Raw genomic sequence first — 23,085 nt, 5'->3', positions numbered from 1 at the left:
CAACGGGGCTTGGTCAATAATAAGGAATCAATGCCTGCTGTAGTGCTGAAGGAATGGCAGTTGGTACAAGTTTGTTGTCTTGTCGGCGCATACAGGCTATTTCCTGTTCGCCACGAGCTACCATTTCCTCACCAGCATCTGTGAGTCGCCAGTATTCAAATAACATTGGGACTCGATTGTGCTTGAGTGTTCCCAAACGCATCCGAATTGCAATTTTGTCAAAGGCAAATAACTCTGCAAAGTATTCGCATGATACCCGGATGGTAATCAAAGCTAAATCCTGTGATAGTTCAGCTAATACTTCTGGTGCCAGTTCGCGCAGGAACATTTCTCGGCAGCGTCCTTGCCAGCGCACATGATTGGCGTAGTAGACATTACCGACTAGGTTAGTTTCTTCAAAGCTGACTATATGTAGGTATTCATAAGCAGGCAAATGGGAATTAGTCATATGCGATCGCCTACCTGGAATTTTCGAGCATTATTAGAGAGAATTGCCACAATTAATTTGTGATCCATACCACGAATACGAGTGACAAATGTGACGATTAACAGGGAGCCGGCACTCAAGGATACCCAACCGTCAGCAGTTACCGACACGATTGAGAGTGGGGTGTTAACCATAGCTCCCACTTTCTGCAAACATTCGATGACAGTCCAAACACGAGTAGCGGCGGTATTTTGGTCTTCATTACTGGCTGTGGCGATCGCTTGTGATAGTAAAAAGAGTTTACTACCCAGTAATTCTTGCCAAGTATCTCTTGTTCTTTCTACCACAGGTTCGAGATCACAACTCACCCGTTCAACACCAGCGATCGCTAAAGTCAAGTCTCCAGCATGGGCGGCAGATACAGCCAGTTTACTTGTCACTTCTGGTTTACCATCAGGTCGTCTGAAGATGGGTAGACTTGAACCAAGAGCCTGTTTAATAGCATGATCAGCAAGGGCAGTACCTTGGCGTAGTCCATGACTGCTGACTCGTCGTTGACGCTGGGGACATCTCTCAAGGGCAACTCTCAAATCTAATTTGGGGAAGAACACCTGGAGTTGACGCTCAAGATAGGGTACTAAAAGCGTTTCTACCCAAGGTTGCTGAGATACTTGTTGCTGAACAACTTTGAGTTGTAAACCTTGCCACTGTTCTAGTAATACACCATCTGCTGAGATTACTTGCAAATCATAAATAAATGTGTTTTCGATATGCGATCGCTCTTGAGCCAAGACATAACGCACACCAGATGTTTGCGTTGCCAAAATTACCAATCGTTCCACCCCCACAGGTAAAATTGTCGCATGGGGAATACAAGCTTGTAGAGCATGAATGGCTGTATCCCTAGCCCCTGGATCACCCAATACCAATTCTCCTGGCAAATAAGAACTAAACCAATTGGTGTCAGTAGTTGGTGTAATTTCTGCGATACACTCTGTAGCCCGCAGATGTCCATAACTCCCCAAACGTCGAAATCTACCACTTTGAAAGAGAATATTACCGTAAAGATCCTGTTGGGGGTCGAGAGTCTCAAGGGTAGTGTAGGGAAGCCACTGGACTGGGGGGGTTTCCCGACTTAGAGGTATAGGAAGATGAGGAAGCAGGGGCAGGAGACTTTCCCCATTTCTGGCTTCTAGTTCCCGGAAATCACAGGTGGCTTGGAAGTGATCTACACAAAAGCCAGTCTGCTCAGTTTTGAGGACTACTTCAATTTCTCCGGGTTTTCTGACGAGTGCGGCTAGGCGAATTTTCTGGGGTGAACCTTCAGAAATCACCACAGGCTGATGAAACTGCACGTCTGTAAAAATTGGTAGCTTTTTAGACTCGGCTAATGCCATTGCCGCTTGTGCCATTGCTTCTAACCCCATGACTCCAGGAAACAGCCTCTCTCCCTGGTATACGTGGTCATTGAGATAGGGGTCGGTATCTAATGACAACTCTATGTCCACAACTAACTCTACACCAGGGTAATAAATTCGCTTGTGTTCCAGAAAACGCAGTAAGGGAAGTTCCGGCTGTTCTAGCTTGAGTGTTGGAACATCACCAAAACGACCTGTAACCACCACAGAAGTAGTTGGTAACGACTGAACAAGTAAGCGATGCAACATAGAAATACCCACATCTGGTGAGATGGGAGTAATACCTGAGTTCATCAGCGCATCTACCCGCCCTAAGCGTTCACCCATCCCCACACCAGACCAAATAGACCATTCCAAATTCAGACACTTACAGTTAGGGTAGGATGTTTGGAAGTCGTCCATTAGATGACTGAGCCATTCATTGGCTAAAGCGTAGTCAGCTTCTCCTGGTAGACCAGTACGAGCAATAACGGAGCCAAAGCTAATTAATAACCGCAACTTTTCTGGCTTGATGGCTGCTAAGAGATTTTGCAACCCTGTGACTTTCGGTGCAAGAGTGCGTAAAAAGTCGCTTTCCTCCAAAGAACTAATTAATTGGGGAACATTTACCCCTGCACCGTGTAAAATCGCTGTAATTGTTCCTAATTCTGCTTCTGCTTCCTGAACTGCTGCTTGCACGGCTGGGCGATCGCTCACATCCACAGCTAGATAACGCACACATACACCAACTGCCCTGATTCTTGCCAGATTGGTAGAGAGTTCCTTGTCGGTTTCGGGATGCGATCGCCCCAGTAATACTAATTTGACTCCTGTGTGTTTGGCGAGAAACAAGGCACATTCCGCCGCAATGCCTTTACCACCACCAGTAATTAGTAAAACATCGGTATGAGTTATTGGTAATGGGGAATTAGCAATGGTAAATTGCTCATCTGGCAATAAACACAGACGAGGTTCATATCTGTTTCCTGATTGATCATAATGTGCCTCAGTATACCCGATGGCAGATGAAATTTCTGTCAGTATCCAATTGATCGCTTGAGGATGGTCTAGCGGCACATCAACCACACAGGTTGTCAAGTCAGGCATTTCTAAATATAGCGTCCGGGCAAATGCTGCTCCACCTCCACCATGCTGTACCAAGACGAAATGAGTGTTTTCTCTCTGAGATAATGTAGTTTTTGCTGCTGCTAATAGCAAGGGAATATGGTCTGGATCACATCCTGGCGGCAGACAAACCACAACTCCCTGGCCAGGGCAAACGGTCAAGGCAGCTTGTAATCTAGCTGTTAATAGATAGTTAGCTGTAGTTATTACCTGCCAACTACTGACAAAATTTTTAGACAGGGGACGACGTGGTAATGGGCGTGGGAGAAGTTCCACAGTAAAGGGACGAATCCAAGCATCTACTCCTTGGGGCGATCGCTGTTGGGCATCTATAACTGGGGAATTCGCCGTAGTTAAGAGTTCGTGCAGAGCTTGGGCAACTTCCCTCACCGTAGCATCAGCGTAATGAGTAGGTGCAACAGGTGGGGCTAAACTCAAACTCCGTGCCGCCTCAGCTACTAACTGTCCCACACTAATGGAATTGAGATGTAAGTCACTCAATAACCGCAAATCATCTGTGACTGCTGTCATCGGCAATTCTGTACGTTCCGCAACTAATTTTCTGACTAAATTAAGGGGGGATTGGGGATTGGGGATTGGGGACTGGGGATTGGGGACTGGGAATTGGGGACTGGCGATTGGGTAATATTTATTCTCCTCTGCTCCTCTGCTCCCCCGGTCAGCGTCAGAGATTCCTGCTTGTCTGACTTCATGCTCCCCTGCTCCCCTGCTCCCTAATTCACAGGGGTTGGCCAAAAACCTGGGTTGCCAATCTAAATTAAATGGTCGGGTAAATCTGTCAGCAAACAAGGCTTGATGGTTAATTGGTACACCCAAGACAAAGGCTGCTGCTACTGCACTTAACAAACCGGAGAGGGAGTTGCTACCTGTATCTAGTGCAACTACAGGTACATTCAGAAAATTGCTGACTAATCCACTCAAAACCCGACCAGGGCCGACTTCTATCCACAAATCTAAATTTGTAGCGGCTGTGCTGGCAGCTGCCATAAATTGAACTGGTGCAGTGATTTGCTGCATTAGGAGCGATCGCAAATCTGCCTCTTTGTCTATCTCACATCCGGTAACTGTAGATATTACTTGACGATGCAATGGTTGGAAGTCCTCACTTTCCAAATATGCGCCAAAAGGCTCGACGGCGGCAGCAACTAAGGGAGAATGGAAGGCATGAGAAACTGGTAAATTTACGGCTTTCCAGTCTTTTGCTGTAGCTTTAGAGACAATCTCAGCAATAGCGATCGCCGCACCGGAAATCACAGTTTGCTGGGGGGAATTGACACCTGCGATCGTCACTGCCTGCCCATTGAGTATACTTTCTACCTGCTGTGCCGATGCTTGAATACTAGCCATTGCCCCCGTAGGACTGCCCAGTTGAGACATTGCGTTTCCGCGCATGGTAGCCATTTTGACTAATGTAGCAGCATCATAAGCACCACCCCAATGCAGGGCAGCCAATTCACCTAAGCTATGGCCAACAGCAATATTAGCTTTAATACCTATTTGATCCAAAACCCGTAGCCCTGAGATTGCCCCTAAAACAATTGCTGGTTGAGCTACGGCTGTAGATTTACAGTCTATATCTGTCGGGATATTTACTTGAGTATAAAGTTCTTGAACAGATGCGAACCGACGATACCAAGCACCGCCATCAAGATATACGGGTGAACCTTGTCCGGGGAACAAAAAGCCAATCCTGGGTTGAGTTCTACCTGTTCCCAGAAAAACCCCTGTGGGGATATTGAGGCGATCGCTTACACCTTCTTGTAGCCAGGATTGGAGAATTTCTAACCGATTAGTTAACTCACTAGGATTTCGGGCGGCGATCGCAGCTCTGATTAATCCTGAAGTTTGTAGATTTTTCGCCATCTGAGCAGCTAAGTCTATGACTTCGGCTCTAGATAATCGAGGGGTTAAGGTTAACAGATGTTCTATCTGTTCTCGCATTTCATCTCTACTCTGGGCAACCATCAAAATCAGTTCGGCATCCTGAGATGAAGCCAGTAGTAGACGTTCTTGAGCAGTCAATGTCTGCCGTTTGGTAGTAGTTATCCCTTCTAAAACAACGTGGGTATTAATGCCACCAAAACCCATAGCACTGACACCAGCTCGTAGTGGCAGATGCTTATCCCAAATTTGACCTTGCTTTAATACGCGCAAAGCAGGTGTGGCACCACATAGTTCTGGGTGGGGCTGTTGACAACCTGTTGTTGGGGGCAAAATTTGATGATGGATTGCCATTGTGGCTTTGATTAAGCCAGCAATCCCTGCCGCCGCTTTGGTATGACCAATATTGGCTTTGATAGAGCCAATTGCTGCCGGGGATGAAGCTTCTCGACGGGACTGAGATAAAGCTTGCAGTTCTGTGGTATCCCCCACAGATGTACCCGTACCGTGTCCTTCAAAATAAGCCACTGTGTCTATGCCAAAATGGGCGCGACGATAGGCGTGTTGTAGTGCTAGAACTTGTCCCGCAACTTCTGGGCGGGTAATCCCACCACTGCCATCTGAGGAGATACCCCAGCCCCGAATTAGGGCGTAAATCCGCCGTTGTTGAGCAACAGCCTCTGCATATCGCATTAAGACGACAAACCCGCAACCTTCACCGGGAAAAAACCCAGCAGAATGGGCATCGTAAACCCGCATTTCATCCTGGGCTAATGCACCAGCTTTGGCAAAACCCACCAGTTCAAAGGGATCTAGGCTTAAATCTACACCACCAACTAAAGCTACATCCAAGTCACCAGTCATCAGGGCTGTACAAGCTTGGGTAACTGCCAACAAAGAAGAACTACAAGCACCATCGACTGTATAACCACCTCCTTGCAAATCGAAATGATTGCAGATCCGTCCAGCGATGGTGTTGGATAGGTTGCCTGCTAGAGTTTCTGCACCAATTTCGGGAAATGGGGCTTTATATTCTGCCTCTAGTTTTTCCAGAAATGAATGACGCTGTTGTGATGTCCAATTGGCATCGATTAATGCTGTTTCTACCACGCGACGCACATAAGGCCAGCGTAACCGCATGGTATTGGCACGGGAAAATTCCCCGGTTAAGGTGTTACCTAAAATTACCCCTGTGGCTGACTTGGGTAAACCTTCACCATCAGTAAACCCAGCATCAGCTAAGGCTTGGCTGGCAATATCTAAGGCTAACCAATGAGCCAAATCAGCCGCCCGGAAGGTACTCCCAACTACCCGAAAACTCACTCGATCAAATTCGTAACCTTCGAGGACTGCTGCTTGAGAGCCGTAGGTGCGATCGCTAGCGTGGCGATCGCTAGAGTAATAATCAGCTAAATTCAGCCGTTCCGTTGGCATTCGCCGAAAAGCACAACGTTGAGCTAGGACGTTTTCCCATAATTCTATCGGTGAGGCTGCATCTGGATAACGGCAAGCCATCCCCACTATTGCGATCGCAGGTGTCATAGGTAATTCGTAATTGCTAATTCGTAATTTGTAATTGGGGGGGAGGGTGGATTAGGGAGTTCCAGATAAAAATATCCAAACTGTAGGGTGTGTCAGTGCGATAGAACCTAAATATACTCAGAAATTCTTTATACTGACGCACCCTACCCAACTATTAATTTCGGATAAGTTATTTTTTGGTATTCCCTTATTTCGTTGGTATGAGAGAGATGGGAGATTTTGGGGTGTTGGTGAAGAATCTTGTTGATTCTAGATAATTAGTTATGTAAAGGTTGATTCCCCGTAATATGCAGACTGTAGTCAGAGCGAAGAAAAACCCAAATACTATATGATTCAACATCAGCAGTCCGTAAATAGCGGCTACAGATGCACCGAATATAACTTGGTGTAATGGTTTGCTCGGTACTGTGCCTGGGTCTGTCACCATATAAAAGGTGAATAATACAAACGCCACACCAGTCATCGGTATTAATGCAGGTATAATTGGTGTGCTAAATATCAAACTTCTCAAGAATGCTTGGATTATAAAACCACCAACCCAACCAGCAATCAGAGGGATTTTCCCGGTAAAGCGACTATTGAGAAATGTGCCAGAACAAACAATGATAGCTGGTAATATCCAATCTGCTGCACCACTCAGGTTTTCAGTGAATTGATACGGGGGAGCGATTCCCACCCAAGGAAATAATACAAGGGTGACACTAATACCAAAGTTGGAGGGGTTTAAAAAATGTCGTGTTTGCTGACCGACAGGAACACGAAAGACGGCTTTTGAGGTAATAGCCACGGCACTAGCAAAGGCTATGGGTAACAGTCTCTCATTGGCATACAGCAGCATCGACACTGCCAAACCGCTAATATGGGCAGATAGGAGAAAGTCTACTAAGTTTTTCCATCCTCCACTAAAATGCGGAGAACGTTGGTTAATTTTGCTATCTATGATTTCTAGGAGCAGTTCTACACTATAGGCTGTAAATATTCCGACAAAGGGCTGTATCCAAGATTGTTCAAAGCCTAGAATGGTATGCCCTAGAAGGTTGAGTATGGTAATTGCGATCGCAAAGCGGCGCAATCCTGCGAGGCGGTGGGATTTGTCCCAAATGTTGTCTGCAATCATAGAATTGGTATAAGTTAAAACGCAGAGGGGCGCGGTGATATTGAGATGGGTTGAGTAGCTATGTAGGCGGATTTTTGATGGGCAATGCCTACATAAGACAGCATTTTTGGTTGGAACTAAGAGACAGCCTGTTTTTTACCTTGTCGGGAGTATTTCTTGCGGAGGAACGTGCTGAATCCTAATCCTATACCTAAACCAAGCATGGTTGTGGGTTCGGGGACTGTGGCTATATCTGTTGTGTGATCACCGCCAGGTTTGCCGTGAGATGTCCTCACTGGAAAGAAGTCACGTAAGTTACCACGAGCGCAAAGGGGACTGATAGGATCATGGCAATTAGCTGCTTGATCTCCCACTATTCCCCTGACTAATACTGCTCCTGGTGGGGGTTCATGGCTCCAAAATGAGCCTGAATTGATTAACGTAGCAGAGTCAGAAACTGTAAACTGCTGACCATTATTTATGGGTTGAAATACAGCATCAAAGAAGACAGTGAAATCTGATGTAAAAGTACCCTCTGGTGCAGGAGTATCATTGTCAGGAAATTCATGGTTGATGGTCATTGTCCCCGTTGAATTGGTATTGGGCGTAAGACCAACAAAAACATCAAATAATGAACCGCCCACATCCACAGGGTTAACACTCTTCATAGATAACAGTGTTAATTCAATGGGGATTGTACAAGAACCATTCACGAAAATACAATCTGCTTGTCGCTCAATGATAGTGTCGGTATTTCCTATCCCCACCGGAAGACCAACAAAATCAACTCTACCAATTCCCGGAAATTCAAAAAATGAAAACCCAGCCGGAGTATGAAGATAATCCGAACCCTTACCTATATCTACAGCCTTAGCAGATTCTACGCTACCCATAAACGCGATCGCACTCAAACCCAAAACCCCTACAACTGATGCTGTGCGATTAATACCAATACTAAATAAATTCATTATTTGATTCTCCTGAATAAACGTGTGATTAAAGGTGAAAATTCTTCTAGCTCAAGTTAGGAAACGGTTTTGCCGATTCACCTAGTAGCACCGTATGCCAACCCGGTGACAACAACAAACTTTGTTGGTGGACTTGTCCCTGTCCATCTCGCCAGCGTAAATCCACAGGCAAATTAGTATTAATGGCTACTTGTCCTAGCCCAAAGTGTAGGTCTGGACTACGTGCGCCGGAGTGACCATTACCCCCATCTACCTGGGCTACCAGTTGTCGTCCATCCGGGAGGTGAACAGTTGCACTTGCACCAATTGCAGGTCGTTTACTGGTTGGAGATGCAGTTGGTACAAATAAATGCAGTCCTAAAAACTTTTCTAATTGCTGGCTATCATTGCGATAAAAATAAGAAGCTTCCCATTGGTTTGCGATCGCAAAGTCTAAATCCCCATCACCATCAACATCTGCTGTGGCAATTCCGCGAGTTACATAAGGTTGATCTAACCCCAGTTCTTTAGCGAAGTCGTAATACCGACCATCAGCCGCACGGACGAAAAAGGGATTGTGATCATGACCGCTCAAATCGTCGCCTGCTGCGGTTTGCAGCCTGGGCCAACTGTGGGTAATACTCACCATTTCATCGTTACCCATTGCTAACTCATGCAATTCTGGCCAGCGATTGACGTTTCCTTTCATAAAGCCGGTGGCTTGTAGGGCTTCTAAAATACCATCGTTGTCAAAATCACCAAATTTGGTTTCCCAACCCCAACCACTACGGGAGACTCCTAACGGTTCGCTGCGGTCAATGTAAGGCGCGACTCCATGACGCATTTTTGCGACTTCGCCAGTGCTAACAAACAGAAAATGGCTCTCTTCTAAGGCATATTCACCAGCAATGTTGCTGACATAAATATCTAACAAACCATCAGCATTCACATCACCAAAGTCTACACCCATACCTTTAAAGGAATCGTGACCAAGGACTTTTGAGTTCGGTGTGGTTAGGGTTTTCTGACCTTCTAGGGCGACAAACTGAAATTTTCCAGGTCGGGAACGATTATGCAGCAGTTTGTCAGGGCCGAAATCGTTAGCAAAGTAAATTTCTGGCAACATATCACCGTCTAAATCAGCTGTGCCAATGGCCAAAGCCCAAGGTTGATGCTCTGAATCATCCAGAATGCCGTGGATTTCTTGGAATTGTACGCTTGGTTGCTCACCGGATGTTGCTGCTATCCAACGTAGTAGGTGATGACTACCACCGTTGTCACCACGATTGAGAGAATGTTGCATGACCTCTATACCGCTACCTTGAGGATTGAGAATATCGGCGTTGTCTGGAAAGAAGTTGCCGAATAGTAGGTCTATGTGTCCATCCCCATCTAAATCAGATAAGGTGGCGGCGTTAGTAAACCATCTGTCATCCCCTGGGATAATGGCTTGCTGGATATAACTATGGTTGGTAAGGGTAGTTTCTGTTTGACACAAGAAAGCAATCGGTGTGCGTCCCCAATAGTAAACGAGGATATCCATTAGTCCATCTTCGTTTAAGTCTGCCGGTAAGCAGCCCATTGGAGCCATAGTCTGAACGTTGTAGAGGTCGGTATTTGCTTCTAGGGCAAAGGGTGTATAGCGATTACCAGTCCCAGGTACAGGGGCTACAATCACTTGATCAGTGCGGGTTTCGACATGGCAGGTATCATTGGATAATCCATCCCCATCTAAGTCGTTCAAAGCTATAGCTGCACCAACTGCGGATATCCAACCTGAATGACGCTCTAAACTAGGGTGAACATCTCGCGAAAACTGCGGTGATTTGTCTGTTAATTCCGGTAATGGTAAGGATGTGAAGTGAAAGCGGGAGGCGATCGCTTCTTTTTGTGTGGCGGACAAGACTGGTAAGCGGGTAAACCAAAATAGAATGATCACAAGGGTAATGGCTACCAGTCGCTTTAGATAATGTTGGGTGAATCTTGGTAATTGACTCATATGCAACTGTCTGAGATTTGGGAGTAAAAAGCTTGTATTTGAGCGCAACTTAGTTATGATGCTGTGACAGTTAAACCTGTAAATTGCTTTTGAATCCTTCGTCGCCAGACTTCGTAGTTAGGTAAATGGGAATTTATTGGTAAGTCTTCAAGGGCAATATCTGTTGTGGTTGCAGCAGCTTCTACAGACATTCCACATAGCACTTCACAGGCTATCTCTGTATGTAGAACTATATTGTTAGCTCTTTGACGAGCTTTGGCAGCAAATGCAGCCCCCTGCGCCAGATGGGGCAAATATGCGCCAGCCAATATTCTTAATGTCTCTAGACTTTGTTGATTTACTCCACCAGCATAGGTACAGGCTAGCCCTACACCACTCCACAAATCAGCCTGTCTGCTGGGATGAAAAGTTTTGATAGTGGTACCAATACGATCCACATCAGCACCATGAACAAACCACAAACTGCGTCCTAAACCTTGATCAAATACGTGTCTTGCATCGTCAGATAGTGCTTGATGAATAATTTGTAAGTCTATATAGTGTCGGGGTTGAAAATATCCTGCGTGGAATCCATAGCCGTCAACGGCTAGCCATCCGAGTAAGGGATCAGGAAAGGGCTTGTGTCCCAATCTGGCTAGATATCGCTCAATTCCCCACGGGATACGAGCTAGACACCACCCCAACCCGACATACACCATATAAATGTGGGCTGCGCCTGCACCAGACAAAAAGTTTTGCAGACGATCGCGTTTCCAAGGTGTCAGGAAATCTAACAAGGCTAAACCCATTGCCGCCCCTTCAAACGCAAAACCACGCCCATCTGGTTCTACTGTATTCAATTGGGCTACAAGTGCTTCAAGATTATCTGTGGCGATCGCTGCATGATAACCTTGTAAAAATATCCACCCAATATTTTCTAGGTGCTGCTGTATCTGAGTATCATCTCCACAAAACCCACGTTTTGCAAAAGTAGTTTCCTCTTGAGAAATTCTTAATACTGATGTCAATATATCCATATCTGGTGATAGTAAAAAGCCTACGCGGACTTTCCTTTGGTACACTATGAGAATGTTGGTGTCAGATCCAAATCAGTCTTTTAGGGCAGTGGTAATAAGTACAGAGCTATTTACTGACAGTCGATACACTTATCAGGTGACTGAATGTTATGCAAAATATTTTGCAATATTGCAAGCGGAAGTCTAGCGGCAACACAACTATGCTGCGCCCAGTTACGCTGACGAAATTTGCAGTGAAGTCCAGCTAATCCCAAGAAGTAGATCTGCGATTTAACTGGCAATACAATGCCTAATATGGTTAGTTTAAGGCTAAAAAATCACAACGTGTAGGTTGGTTTGAGGCACGTAGGCACAGCCTTCTCGGAGCGTAACCCAACATTTGTAAGCATTTGTTGAGTTTAGTTTTAAGACAGTCGCTACTAGTACTCTTATCCGAATCGTATTAATACACTGCCTATAAGAAGTAAAGTTTCCAATCCTATTAAACTTTTATTAACTTAGTTTTTAGCCTTAACTAAATTGTATTGATTTGTAGATTGGAACTATATACAGCACTTTTGAAGTAAGTGAGGTACACTATGAGTAATTAGTAATGAGTAAAAAACTTACTTATTACTCACTACTTATCACTTATTACTTTCAATTATTTGCTGTACCTCATAAACATCGAATCTGCTGTATTGTTCTGTGGTTTTGTGAATTCTATCGCATCTTTTTTATCAGATTTATTCAGGAAAACCACATTTTTGCGCTTTTAAACAGAAAATCTCATGAAAATTATCAACATCAACGTCCTCTTTTCTAAAAATAGTAAGTGTTGAAATTGAATCTTAGCCGAACTTCAATTATTTTTTATGGGAATATTGGGAAGTATTTATTTAATTTACCGGATTTTCTGGTAATTTTAAACTTTATATAATCTTCAATATATGAATAAATGTAAAAACTTATACTTATAAGTAGTTATGAAACTGACTAATTACCAATCAAAGTTATGATTATTCTTAATAAAAGAAGACTTCTTTGCATATCTAGTAAAATTTCTACACATCTTGCGTTAAAAAGATTAACAAAATAAAAGAAATGTTGCCCATGAAAACGAATAGATACTTCACAAGCTGTGTCTAGGAAATAATGTAATTTTATTATTCAGTATTTAAGCAAAACCTTTGATTTAGAGAGAAAAAGCCATTAAAAATTAAGTGACATTCCTGCTCATATTCTGAATTTATAGCGGTTTATACTGAGATATCTAAAAAATACAATACTGAAAGAAATCGTTTTAATATAATTTATGCTTATAAATGTTATAAGCAAATTACAAACCTGTGGTTTACAAAAAATTTATTAAACTTAGGGAATACCAAAAAATAAATTATCCAGAATTGACAGTTTAGTAGGGTGCGTCAGTGTCAGAAAACCTAACTACACCGAGAAATTATTCATACTGACGCACCCTACATTGGGAATATTTTTTCTCTGGAAGTCCCTTACTGTTCGCGTAGTGTTCGCGCCGGGTGGGTAAATTCACTGGAATCCCCAAAATTGAATTTCAGGGAGTGTCAAACCCCTGTATCTTAAAAGCAAAAAAGGGAGTAAAACTCCCTCCTAACAGATGATTTAATGGAAAACAGATACTAATTACACACGTCCACGGCTTGGTAGCATAGCGATAGGGTTGACGGCCCCCTTACCTGCTGGGTGAATCTCAAAGTGGAGGTGGGGTCCAGTGCTAAAACCAGTGCTGCCCATTGTGGCAATTTGCTGACCTTGGCGCACTTGTTGCCCAGCTCGAACCAAGATTCTGCTGTTGTGAGCGTAACGACTTAAGCTACCATCGGCATGACGGATATCTACGAGATTACCAAAGCCACCATTGTTCCAACCAGCCCTTTCAACTACGCCGTCAGTAGCGGCGAAAATCGGTGTACCAGTGGCGTTGGCAATATCAATACCTCTGTGCATTCTTCCCCAGCGCCAACCATAGCCAGAGGTGAGTACACCTTTAGCTGGCCAAATGTAGGTGGTAGAAGAACCTGAAGGAGGTGGTGTTGTCTCATCAATTGGTTGTGGTAAATACTGGTCTACTGCTGCCAAAGGTGGGAGCTTGCCGGGAGATACAGTTGTTCCCCGCATCTGTCCTAGAGAATCGTTAGCGTTAAGACCTGTAGGCGGTGCTGCTATCCTTGTACCGGCTGTGTTACGGGAGGGGTTTAACTGACTAGCTGCACTGTTAGGTAAGAACTCTGGATTAATTGCCTCGTTATTCAGAGGACGAGTAGCACGGAATTGTGGTTTAACCGGCTCATTGGCGTAGCTAGGTGTGATTGGGCTAGGTACGGCAATTGGTATAGCAATATTTTGTCCGTTAGAGCTGGGTCTAGATACTCTCAAGCTATTGGGACTAGCTACGGGAATTGGTACAGCAGCATTTTCGCTTTCACTTGCAGCTACTGGCACAGCAGTATTCCCAGACTGTTGAGCGCGGTATTTTTGCTGTAATCTCTGAATTTCTGCTTGTAAACTGCGGAGGCGATCGCTTTTGGCTCTAGCAATTTTATCAGCAGGTTTTTTAGGTTGCTGTATTTCCACAAAAGCTGATGGTACTGGAGTATCACCACCCACGCCTTGAGAGTTGATGTTATTAGCTGCTGTTTCTGGCGCAACTACATCATCATCTGTCTGAGTTTGGCTATTGTCAGTTACTGGTGTCGGAACTGTGACACGGCTATTATCAGCTAGAACTGATGCTTGTGAAGTAGTTGATCTGCGGTTAACATCGGTAGTGTTAGCCGGGACAGTAGCTATTTCAGGATTATTACCGTACTGTACGCTGGGGGAATTAACTACTACTGGTGTCTGAACGGTGATCCCAGTGTTAACTGGAGCCGCAGGAATCACAAGTTGCTGGCTGATTTGCAGCTGATTGGGATTCTTGAGACTATTTGCTTTAACTAGCTCTGAGATAGAAGTATTGTGTCTGTTAGCGATCGCCGCTAATGTATCGCCAGGTTTAACTTCGTAAGTTGTCTGATGGGATGAGGCAGCAATGTTAGAGGTAGCTGGTGCAGTTGCTGCTGGCTGTACAGGTACAGGTATATTAATTGCCTGTGGCTGATTGAAACTTGATACCAGATTTTCTTGGCTACCAGCAGTCAAATTTGGCGACTGTTCGATGACTGTACCACTTGTGCTGAGAGGGGGCATTTGATTAGCCACAGTCGTTGGCTGTGCTAACTGCGTGGTAGCTTTTGATAAATCTTTGGACTCCTCAGACCGCAACTCCGCCAGACTTTTTCTTAAACGGTTCGATTTTTCTTGTAAACGATTGAGCGCAAATTCTTGCTGCGCCTTAAGTTGAGCATTAATTTCACCACTGGCAGATGTGCTATCTACTACGTCTGTTTGTGGTTGGGTTGTTATGGATTTAGTTTGATCACCATTAGCACTAGCCAGCTGCTCTACAGAGTCTTTAGCGACTTTAGCCTCTGTCTGTGCCAATTGAGATGGTTCTTTATTAACAGTTGTTGGGGAAAAATTCTCTGGGTTAGAAGGCTGTACAGATATCCCACTTGCCAGAACTTGCAATTTAGCTTCAAGCCCAGGCAACTGTGAAATTGCTGTCGGTTCCATAATGACCGGGTTATTTGGCACACTTGCTGATAGAACTAGGGGAGTTCCCAGCTTTGTGGCAGCAAATTTCACTTCTTGATCAGCATCAGCAGGAATTGTTGAGGCGGCTTTTTGGCTACCTACAGGGGCTGCTGCTTGGGCTTGATCGCTTTGCCGAGTCACCAAGAGGCTGGTTGCTCCCATTGAGATGGCCAAGCCAATCATGGCGGCTTGTGTACGCGCCCGACGGTTCATTTTAGTATTAGCTACGTTTAGCTGGTCTGCCGGGGCATCATCGCTGCTAGGGGTATTGTTCAGCACAGCTTTTTCTCTTTTTTTCAATGCTCGTTTCAAAGACGACCTCCTATGATCACTAGCGCTTAACTGACCTAGATTTTCCAGTCTGATACTAGTCAATGATTTTGATCACATCACACGATATATCAAAATCACATTCACCAGAGATACATACGCAAGATTAGCTTGCTTCTCTGATTTAGACAAGTTCACACCTGTTAGCAAAACTTAAAGTTGCTATGCTTACTTGTCCGTTTCGCTCCTCACACCCTCAAACAGTTTGCTATTCGCAGTTGCCTCTGCCTGCCTTGCCACCTGTGTTGTAACTAGAAAATAACTAGATATTTTTCTGGTCACTGCCACTATCAGCAATTTTTTTGGCTACGACTTCTGGAAAAGCGATGCCCCCTGCTGTAGATATATTCAAGGTTTTTTTCCCTGATCCGTCTTCCCAACACGAGACTTTACGTTGATTATTCCCCAAAAGACAACCGTACAAACTCTCATCAACTATTTTGCTCCCTAGAGATTTTTTTACGAGAAAAATAGTCCAAACGCTTCATTAGAAAGGTTTTGAAACTTTTTGTTCCGTAAAATCAGATAACTTGAGTTCATCAAAATCTATCATTCAGAATCGATATAGGATGGAATTTCATATACAGATTTCTTATATCAACCAACCTCGACATTTAAGTATTTTCAATATAATTACAGTTGACATTATAATTGTCAGTATCAGGTGATACGTTTATTGTTTATTGATACTAGAGTTTGATTAGGCAATAACCTTGATTCCGTAATAAAAGTACATATTTTGTATAGGCAATTTTGCTTATACAAAATATGTTTAAGCATTACAGTAAATAACCTAACTGACGACGAGCTTCAAATAAGCCTATAGCCACACTGACTGAAAGATTCAAGCTACGAACCCCCGGTTGAGCCATAGGAATGTGTAAGGTGGCATCACAAGCTGACAGCACCTCGGATGATAAACCAGTAGTTTCACTACCAAACAGTAACCAGTCATCGGGTTGAAATTGGTAGTGGATGTAGTTAGAACTGCCTCCAACAGAGAAGCCTAACCATCTGCCACCTCGTTCTTGATGCACGATTTGAAAGGACTCTAGCGATTTGTGATAGTGCAATTTCACGTAAGGCCAGTAATCTAAACCAGCTCTTTTGAGGTAGCGATCGCTAATTTCAAATCCCAATGGTCCCACTAGATGCAACTCTGTACCTGTAGCAGCACAAGTACGGGCAATATTACCTGTATTTGGGGGAATTTGCGGATTAACTAAAACTACCTGGGGCATTGTCCGTAGAAATTTTATTTGTATAAAAAAATATTCTTACCATGTAATATCTACCAATAGACAGAGATTAACCATAGGTTTTGTTAATAATTATCAAGCAATACCTACAGATTAGATTTTTAAAACAAAAAAATCAGTTGCAAAAAGGGGGTGGGGAGTAGGGAGTAGGGAATAATACTGTCAGGAGATAAAAATACGTTTAAGTAAATTTAATTTTGTCAAAGCACTTAATGTAGTTTCCTAGAATGTTAGGTGTTCTAGGAAATTACGGAGAGATACAAACAATCTCTAAGCTACTAAAGGCGAACACAATTTGTTTTGTAGTTCGATTTCACGTTCGTGGGTAGCAGTAATTGCTTGCTGAATCACTCGCTGGGAATCAAAACCAACCCCATGCAATTGTAGCCAGTGTTGGGCTTCATTACCTTCTCGCAAGATTTTTTGTAAAGGTGAGAGGAAACAGCTAAAACCTTGCTGTTTTGCGATCGCCCACACTTCGTCATATAGTTCAGCAATCCAATCCCTAGCGATGATACTGCGGCCATCTTGCCAATGTTGTAGTTGAGCATCCAGACTCGCACTAGCGGCTGCTAGTTCATTGTTAGTGGTGATGGCGATCAGTTCTTCTGGGGTAAAGACACTTTGGGTTAAAGGATCAATCTCAGGATTAGCGATGATTTGCAATAAGCGCGCTTCTAATAGGGCTGTAATCGCTAGTAAAGCGATGGGATCTGTTACTAAATCACAAATTCTCAGTTCTAGACGATTGAGATCGTAGGGACGGCGATCGCCATTTGGCCTGACTGATACCCACAAGTGACGGACGTTTTGCATTGTACCAGCCACCAACTGCTGTTCTACCCATTCGATATGATGAGCGTGACTTTCAAACAGTGGTACATAGGTTGGCGTTTGGGGGAATGTACCCCAACGAGTGGAGTGATAACCGGTAACTTTGCCATCTAAAAAGGGAGACGAGGCACTCAGAGCTAAAAATAGGGGTGCTTCTAAACGAATCAGCCGACAAGCCCGCATTAATACATCTGGATTATCAATACCTATATTGATATGAACACTAGCGGTAACTACTTTGGTGTTGTAGGTATTTTCTATATAGTCGTGATAGGGGTTAGTTGGATCAGAACGAAAAAAGCGATCGCTCCCACCTAGAGATAAGGTACTACCGGGAATGAGGGTGTAGTTTCCTAATTTTTCTAAGTATTTCCGCAATTCGCGCCGGGGACGAAGCAAGGCGCACAAAAGATTTTCATATTTTTGTAATGGACTGGTTGTGTATTCTACATTGCGGCTATCTGGTTCTCGCACAAATCCGTCCAATGCTGCAACAATTTTATCCGAGAGACCGACGATTTCACCTTGAGGCGTGCCGGTGTACATTTCAATTTCAAAGCCTTTTAATAAGACCACTGCGTTCTCCTCGGCTCTCCCAGCCTATAAATTGTATCGGTTCAGACGGTTTTCTACATCGACTATCAGAGCTAATTAAAAGTTAAGAATTATCGAACCTGAAGCAGAGGTGAACAAGTGTGTTACCTCATCAACAGAAAATCATGAATGTCAAGAATACTCTCCATTCATCATTAATCATGTTTACTAATTACTTAACTTTTTATAGATTAAATGATTTGATATTAGTTGTATTGACAAACAACCTCACTGGTAGTTTTGCATAGTAATGCTTGCTACCCAGAGATAAAAAAGATGGAGTGGTCTGCAATTAGTGAAGGGTGGGAATTCCTGACTAATTGGATTGTGAATTCTGAGTGCGGAATTCTGACTACTTCTTCAAATTCTGGTATTTACTATATTCTCACAAATGCTGATTTAGATAGTAGGAGGTCACAACATATATTGGCGGTAAACCTCACTGGCAGCCCGATGTAAGAGAGAATGCCGCCAAACTAAAGATTTCAGATCATCAGCGTATCCACCACCAATGACGCAGGCGACGGGGTAGCCTGCACTGATACAGGTACTTAACACCTGCATTTCTCGACGGAATATGCCAGTATCAGTTAAAGCTAATTTACCTAAGCGATCGCCTATATGCGGATCAACACCAGCATCATACAATACTAAGTCTGGTTTGACTTCAGATAACAAATCTGGTAAGTAACTCGCTAAGGTTTGTAGGTAAGCGTCGTCTTCCATACCTACGGGTAGGGGAACATCTAAATCACTTTGCTGCTTAGTTCCAGGAAAGTTGACTTCACAGTGCATGGAGAAAGTAAATACACTATCGTCATCTTGGAAGATAAACGCTGTACCGTCTCCTTGATGGACATCTAAATCAACAATCAGGATTTTCTGCACCAGTCCCTGTTTTTGGAGAACACGGGAAGCGATCGCTAAATCGTTGAAAATACAAAAACCAGATCCATAACAGGGAAAGGCGTGATGGGTTCCACCAGCCGTATTACAAGCTAAACCTTGACTTAATGCCAATTGTGCTGTCAGTATTGTCCCACCGACGGCGACACAGGTACGATTTGCTAATGCTGGACTCCAAGGTAAACCAATCCGACGCTGTGCTTTAGGATCTAATGTACCTTCACAGTAACCTTGCACATAGTCTGGAGTGTGGACTAACTCAATTAACTCTGAGTTTGGCCTCGTGGGGGTATGAAATTGTTCTAGATGTGCTACGCCTTCAGTTAATAATAACTCATAGAGTTTTTGGAACTTTGGCATCGGGAAGCGATGACCTTCAGGCAATGGTGCTACGTAATCGGGATGATAAATAATTGGTAAATCCATACTATTTATTTTTACCCGAACTGTTGTATTAAATCTGCCTGGAGGTTTTTGATTGTGTAGTCATGATGTAAAATCTTGCAGTAATCATCCGTTTGCTGAAAATTCAAAATTGATAATGATGGACTGGATTTTACCTCTAGCATTAATCTTAGTTGGCTTGCTGGCAGGAATTATTGGTGAAAAAGTTATTTTCAACCGACTGCAAAAGTTTGCCACTAATAAACATATTCCCGGCAGCAATATCATATTTAAATCTCTGCGACGTATGCCTTTTGTTTGGTTTATGCTTGCGGGTTTTTCTGGTGCAGTTGTGAGCGCACCTATTAAAGCAGACATTATTATTTTATTGCAAAAGCTGACTACAATTGCTTTTCTTTTGTCCATCACTTTAGTTTTAGCCAGACTTACTGCTGGTTTTGTGAGTCTATATACTCAAACAGCAGAAAGAGGCACAGCTTCACTCATATCTAACCTTGCGAAAGCTGCTGTTTTAGGGTTAGGAGGTTTAATTCTTCTGCAAACTTTGGGTATTGCCATTACCCCGATTATCACAACTTTAGGGGTGGGTGGTTTAGCAGTTGGTTTAGCATTACAAGACACTTTAGCTAATTTATTTGCTGGTTTTTATCTAATTCTTTCTAAGCAGGTGAGAACAGGAGATTATGTTAAATTAGATGATGGCAATGAGGGATATGTAATAGATATTTCTTGGCGCAACACAACAATTCGAGAGCTATCTAATAATGTTGTCATCGTCCCTAATTCTAAGCTTGGCTCAACGATTTTTACTAATTATCATCTACCTGCAAAGGAAATCACTTTAACTATGAATGTAGGAGTGAGTTACAATAGCGATTTAGAACAAGTGGAAAGGATAACGGTAGAAGTTGCCAAGGAAGTCATGCAAGAAATTGCACCAGAATTAATTGCCAATGAACCATACATCAGATTTCATACTTTTGGTGATTTTAGTATAGATTTTACTTTATATATGCGTGTGAGTGAATATTTTGATCAACGTATTGGGAGACATTTATTTATTAAAAAACTGCACAAGCGTTATCAAGAAGTAGATATTTCTATTCCTTTCCCCATTCAAGATGTTTATATCAAAGAAAATGTTAATTCTGATGAGGCATGAAATTTATATAGGAATCCGCTTTGATTAATGCTCGTGTAACGTGACGTAGCCAAATGATTTGCGTAGGTAGGCAATAGGCACTCTTGCAATAGGCAATAGGAAAGAAGAGAGTTAGGGGTGTACTGAGTTTTTCAAAAATCAAATATGATTCCTATATGTTGCAACATCTTTAATTTAAGAAAATTATTTTCAATGAAGTATAAAATTTAAAAAAGGTAAAAAGTAAAAAATGTAGATAGGTTTTTACCTTTTACCCTTGGTTTTTATCCTACTGTGAACTTGTAAAGAGGCAAATTATTGCTTCTTTAAAAACTGAGAAATGCTATCTTGGGCGGACTGGGGTTCGTCCACCTTCATCGTTACTACCACCGTGGGGACGAGAATTACCAGGATCACAACCTTCAGCACCATTACCAATACCTTGGTTACAATGGCGACGACGGACTTTTTTATCATCGTCATCATCATCATCGTCGTCATCGTCATCATCATCATCGTCGTCAGTTTGATTGAATTTATCAATCTCAGCTCGCTGTTGTATGCTGTCTATAGCGTATTGAGACGATATATCAGCTACTTCACCAGTGCTAGCTAAAGTTTTGTAGATTAAAGCAGTAACTTCTGCCCTAGTCGCTACCTTATCAGGATTGAGGGTTTGGACATGGGGATAATTGACGATAATACCCCGTTGTGTAAGGGCAGCGATCGCATTACGAACATCACTACGAATGCTGCTAGCATCTTTGTAAACTGCCAACATCGTCTGTGTCGAACCGCTAAAAGTGTAGTTAAGTCCTTGTGCCAAAGCTAGCAGAACTTCCACGCGAGACAGACTTTGGGTGGGATTGAATCTATTACCAGCAACTCCTAAAAAGCCAGTGGCATAAGCTTCACGGATGGCATTGTAAGCCCAGTATCTGGTAGAAACATCTCTGAAACTGACAGGATTACGCACTTTCGCCTTCGCAAAGGCTTGAGTTAGCATTGCCGCAAACTGGGCGCGAGTTAACTGTTCATCAGGGCGGAAATTGCCATCAGGAAACCCTTGAATAATTTGCAATGCGGCTAATTCAGAGATAAAATCTTTAGCCCAGTGATTGACGGAGACATCGGTAAATTTCACCTGGATACCGTTGGCTACTCCTACTTCCCGATAACTCATCATCATCTGACCGAGATCATAGATAGAATTATCATCACTGATTTGATTGAGTTCTACCAATCGACCGGGTTCAACCTTTAAAGCTTCTGCTAAGTTGTAACTAAAAACACTGACTGTCTGATTTACTAAAGCAAAACTACCTGTAGTAAAAGAGGTAGGATAAACGCTATTTGTCGCAACTGTGGAGAAACTTTCTGTTTGGAACTGACTGGTGTCGATTGCTTGAGAACTATTCAAAAATGTCACCCGTTCGCCGCTAACCTTGGTGAAATAGTCGTAGGAAGTGCTACCTGCATCAATCATGCCATCTTGATTGACATCAGCACCATACACAGTGCGAACTACGTGATATTCTGTTGGATCACCAGACAAAATTAGGTTAACGGCTGTATGTGCTGATAATAATTCAAATTCGCTATAGCCAATAAAGCGGTTTTGAGGATTATACAGACGCACAACCACGCGATCGCCTGCTTTTAATCCTTTGACAAATTTCGCCCTCTGCTTCACCTTATACTTGTAATCACCCAAAAATCTTTCTTTTAAAAAACCCTTGTGACGTTTCCCTTTAAAAGAAACACGGGCAATTACATCAGAAAAGTTACCAGTCGGTTGCAAAACTGCTAAGGTAAAACCTGTCTTTTTCCCTTTGACAGCAGTGTTAGTAGCAGTTAGCTGCGTACTGCGTTGAGATGTCATAGTTCGTTGTTGAGCAGTGCGGCTAGTAGTTCGCCGCGAGACAGTTTCCTGACTCTGTATCATACTGGTGACAAACTGAGTTGCACCTTCATCAAGTTTGGCTAACATCCCAGACTCATCAGTGCGATACACCCACACCTGTCTTTGATTAGTAACTATTACTTGCCAACCAGGAACTTGCGCTTGAGTACAACTTGCGCCAGTGCTTATACCCAAACAACCATTTGACCAAATTTGCTGTTGAGCCTGAATAATCTGTAAATTTGCAATTTCTGAACCTGTACGCTGGGAAATATCTTGAAGTACAGCTAATCGAATGGATTCTGGCAGGTTATCAGCTTCACTATTGAGAGATTCGTCGGCGATGATCTGTCTTTGTGGAACGGTGCTAGAGACACCTGGATTTGCATCAGCAGGAACTAGAGGAAAAAATATTGCTAATGACGTGGCGGCTAGAAAGGCTTTGCTAAGGTGAGTTAGGGAACGAGGATGCTGATATTTCATCTCACACCGGATTAAATGGTTAAATTTGACGGGAACTTCATCGTTCCTTCATTTATTAATCCCTTTGTGAAGTTGAAACTAACATCTCGACGTATAACTTTGAATCTTGGGTATTGGGCGCTAGT

12 protein-coding genes are annotated in these 23,085 nt (G+C 43.2%); 1 reads left to right on the top strand and 11 read right to left on the bottom strand.

The features are described from left to right. Positions 1 to 13: 13 nt before the first annotated feature. The 10 genes from NOS7524_RS25535 to NOS7524_RS25490 all read right to left on the bottom strand — a co-directional run bounded on the left by NOS7524_RS25535 (position 14) and on the right by NOS7524_RS25490 (position 19,454). On the bottom strand, positions 14 to 448 hold the full coding sequence (locus NOS7524_RS25535; protein WP_015141372.1) for an acyl-CoA thioesterase: 435 nt from the start codon (positions 446 to 448) through the stop codon (positions 14 to 16). After that, on the bottom strand, positions 445 to 6,393 hold the full coding sequence (locus NOS7524_RS25530; protein ID WP_015141371.1) for a type I polyketide synthase: 5,949 nt from the start codon (positions 6,391 to 6,393) through the stop codon (positions 445 to 447). The genes NOS7524_RS25535 and NOS7524_RS25530 overlap by 4 nt, the downstream gene beginning before the upstream one ends. A gap of 187 nt (positions 6,394 to 6,580) precedes the next feature. After that, on the bottom strand, positions 6,581 to 7,510 hold the full coding sequence (locus NOS7524_RS25525) for a hypothetical protein (RefSeq protein WP_015141370.1): 930 nt from the start codon (positions 7,508 to 7,510) through the stop codon (positions 6,581 to 6,583). Positions 7,511 to 7,626: 116 nt separating this feature from the next. Next, a complete protein-coding gene (locus NOS7524_RS25520) occupies positions 7,627 to 8,457 on the bottom strand; it encodes a PEP-CTERM sorting domain-containing protein (protein ID WP_015141369.1) in 831 nt (276 codons plus the stop codon). A 46-nt stretch (positions 8,458 to 8,503) separates the two neighbouring features. Beyond that, on the bottom strand, positions 8,504 to 10,435 hold the full coding sequence (locus NOS7524_RS25515; RefSeq protein WP_015141368.1) for a CRTAC1 family protein: 1,932 nt from the start codon (positions 10,433 to 10,435) through the stop codon (positions 8,504 to 8,506). 53 nt (positions 10,436 to 10,488) lie between these two features. After that, positions 10,489 to 11,451 (bottom strand): DUF1702 family protein, encoded by a 963-nt coding sequence (locus tag NOS7524_RS25510; protein ID WP_015141367.1) that lies wholly within the window; start codon positions 11,449 to 11,451, stop codon positions 10,489 to 10,491. 1,641 nt (positions 11,452 to 13,092) lie between these two features. Continuing rightward, the gene (locus NOS7524_RS25505) at positions 13,093 to 15,384 is read right to left on the bottom strand and encodes a peptidoglycan DD-metalloendopeptidase family protein (protein WP_144050908.1); all 2,292 of its coding nucleotides are present in this window, start codon (positions 15,382 to 15,384) and stop codon (positions 13,093 to 13,095) included. An 830-nt stretch (positions 15,385 to 16,214) separates the two neighbouring features. Then, positions 16,215 to 16,676 carry a tRNA (cytidine(34)-2'-O)-methyltransferase gene (locus NOS7524_RS25500; RefSeq protein WP_015141365.1) on the bottom strand — a complete coding sequence of 154 codons (462 nt, stop codon included), beginning with the start codon at positions 16,674 to 16,676 and terminating at the stop codon, positions 16,215 to 16,217. A gap of 288 nt (positions 16,677 to 16,964) precedes the next feature. After that, positions 16,965 to 18,104, bottom strand: coding sequence for a glutamate--cysteine ligase (gshA, locus tag NOS7524_RS25495; protein WP_015141364.1), 1,140 nt, complete (start codon positions 18,102 to 18,104; stop codon positions 16,965 to 16,967). A 432-nt stretch (positions 18,105 to 18,536) separates the two neighbouring features. After that, a complete protein-coding gene (locus tag NOS7524_RS25490) occupies positions 18,537 to 19,454 on the bottom strand; it encodes a histone deacetylase family protein (protein ID WP_015141363.1) in 918 nt (305 codons plus the stop codon). A 115-nt stretch (positions 19,455 to 19,569) separates the two neighbouring features. On the opposite strand from NOS7524_RS25490, the gene NOS7524_RS25485 reads away from it, so the two are divergent. After that, on the top strand, positions 19,570 to 20,595 hold the full coding sequence (locus tag NOS7524_RS25485; protein WP_015141362.1) for a mechanosensitive ion channel family protein: 1,026 nt from the start codon (positions 19,570 to 19,572) through the stop codon (positions 20,593 to 20,595). A gap of 322 nt (positions 20,596 to 20,917) precedes the next feature. Here NOS7524_RS25485 and NOS7524_RS25480 read toward each other — a convergent pair whose 3' ends face one another. Continuing rightward, on the bottom strand, positions 20,918 to 22,960 hold the full coding sequence (locus NOS7524_RS25480) for an S-layer homology domain-containing protein (RefSeq protein WP_015141361.1): 2,043 nt from the start codon (positions 22,958 to 22,960) through the stop codon (positions 20,918 to 20,920). Between the last annotated feature and the right edge of the window lie 125 nt (positions 22,961 to 23,085).

The organism is Nostoc sp. PCC 7524, from assembly GCF_000316645.1.
In the GTDB taxonomy this organism is placed as follows: Bacteria; Cyanobacteriota; Cyanobacteriia; order Cyanobacteriales; family Nostocaceae; genus Trichormus.
The sequence above is the reverse complement of the archived record's forward strand: the minus strand, read 5'-3'. Positions and strand labels throughout refer to the sequence as shown.

Excerpts from the sequence above, each read along its gene's own strand:
- NOS7524_RS25535 (WP_015141372.1), bottom strand. The coding sequence starts at position 448 with ATGACTAATTCCCATTTGCCTGCTTATGAATACCTACATATAGTCAGC.
- NOS7524_RS25530 (WP_015141371.1), bottom strand. The coding sequence starts at position 6,393 with ATGACACCTGCGATCGCAATAGTGGGGATGGCTTGCCGTTATCCAGAT.
- NOS7524_RS25525 (WP_015141370.1), bottom strand. The coding sequence starts at position 7,510 with ATGATTGCAGACAACATTTGGGACAAATCCCACCGCCTCGCAGGATTG.
- NOS7524_RS25520 (WP_015141369.1), bottom strand. The coding sequence starts at position 8,457 with ATGAATTTATTTAGTATTGGTATTAATCGCACAGCATCAGTTGTAGGG.
- NOS7524_RS25515 (WP_015141368.1), bottom strand. The coding sequence starts at position 10,435 with ATGAGTCAATTACCAAGATTCACCCAACATTATCTAAAGCGACTGGTA.
- NOS7524_RS25510 (WP_015141367.1), bottom strand. The coding sequence starts at position 11,451 with ATGGATATATTGACATCAGTATTAAGAATTTCTCAAGAGGAAACTACT.
- NOS7524_RS25500 (WP_015141365.1), bottom strand. The coding sequence starts at position 16,676 with ATGCCCCAGGTAGTTTTAGTTAATCCGCAAATTCCCCCAAATACAGGT.
- NOS7524_RS25490 (WP_015141363.1), bottom strand. The coding sequence starts at position 19,454 with ATGGATTTACCAATTATTTATCATCCCGATTACGTAGCACCATTGCCT.
- NOS7524_RS25485 (WP_015141362.1), top strand. The coding sequence starts at position 19,570 with ATGATGGACTGGATTTTACCTCTAGCATTAATCTTAGTTGGCTTGCTG.
- NOS7524_RS25480 (WP_015141361.1), bottom strand. The coding sequence starts at position 22,960 with ATGAAATATCAGCATCCTCGTTCCCTAACTCACCTTAGCAAAGCCTTT.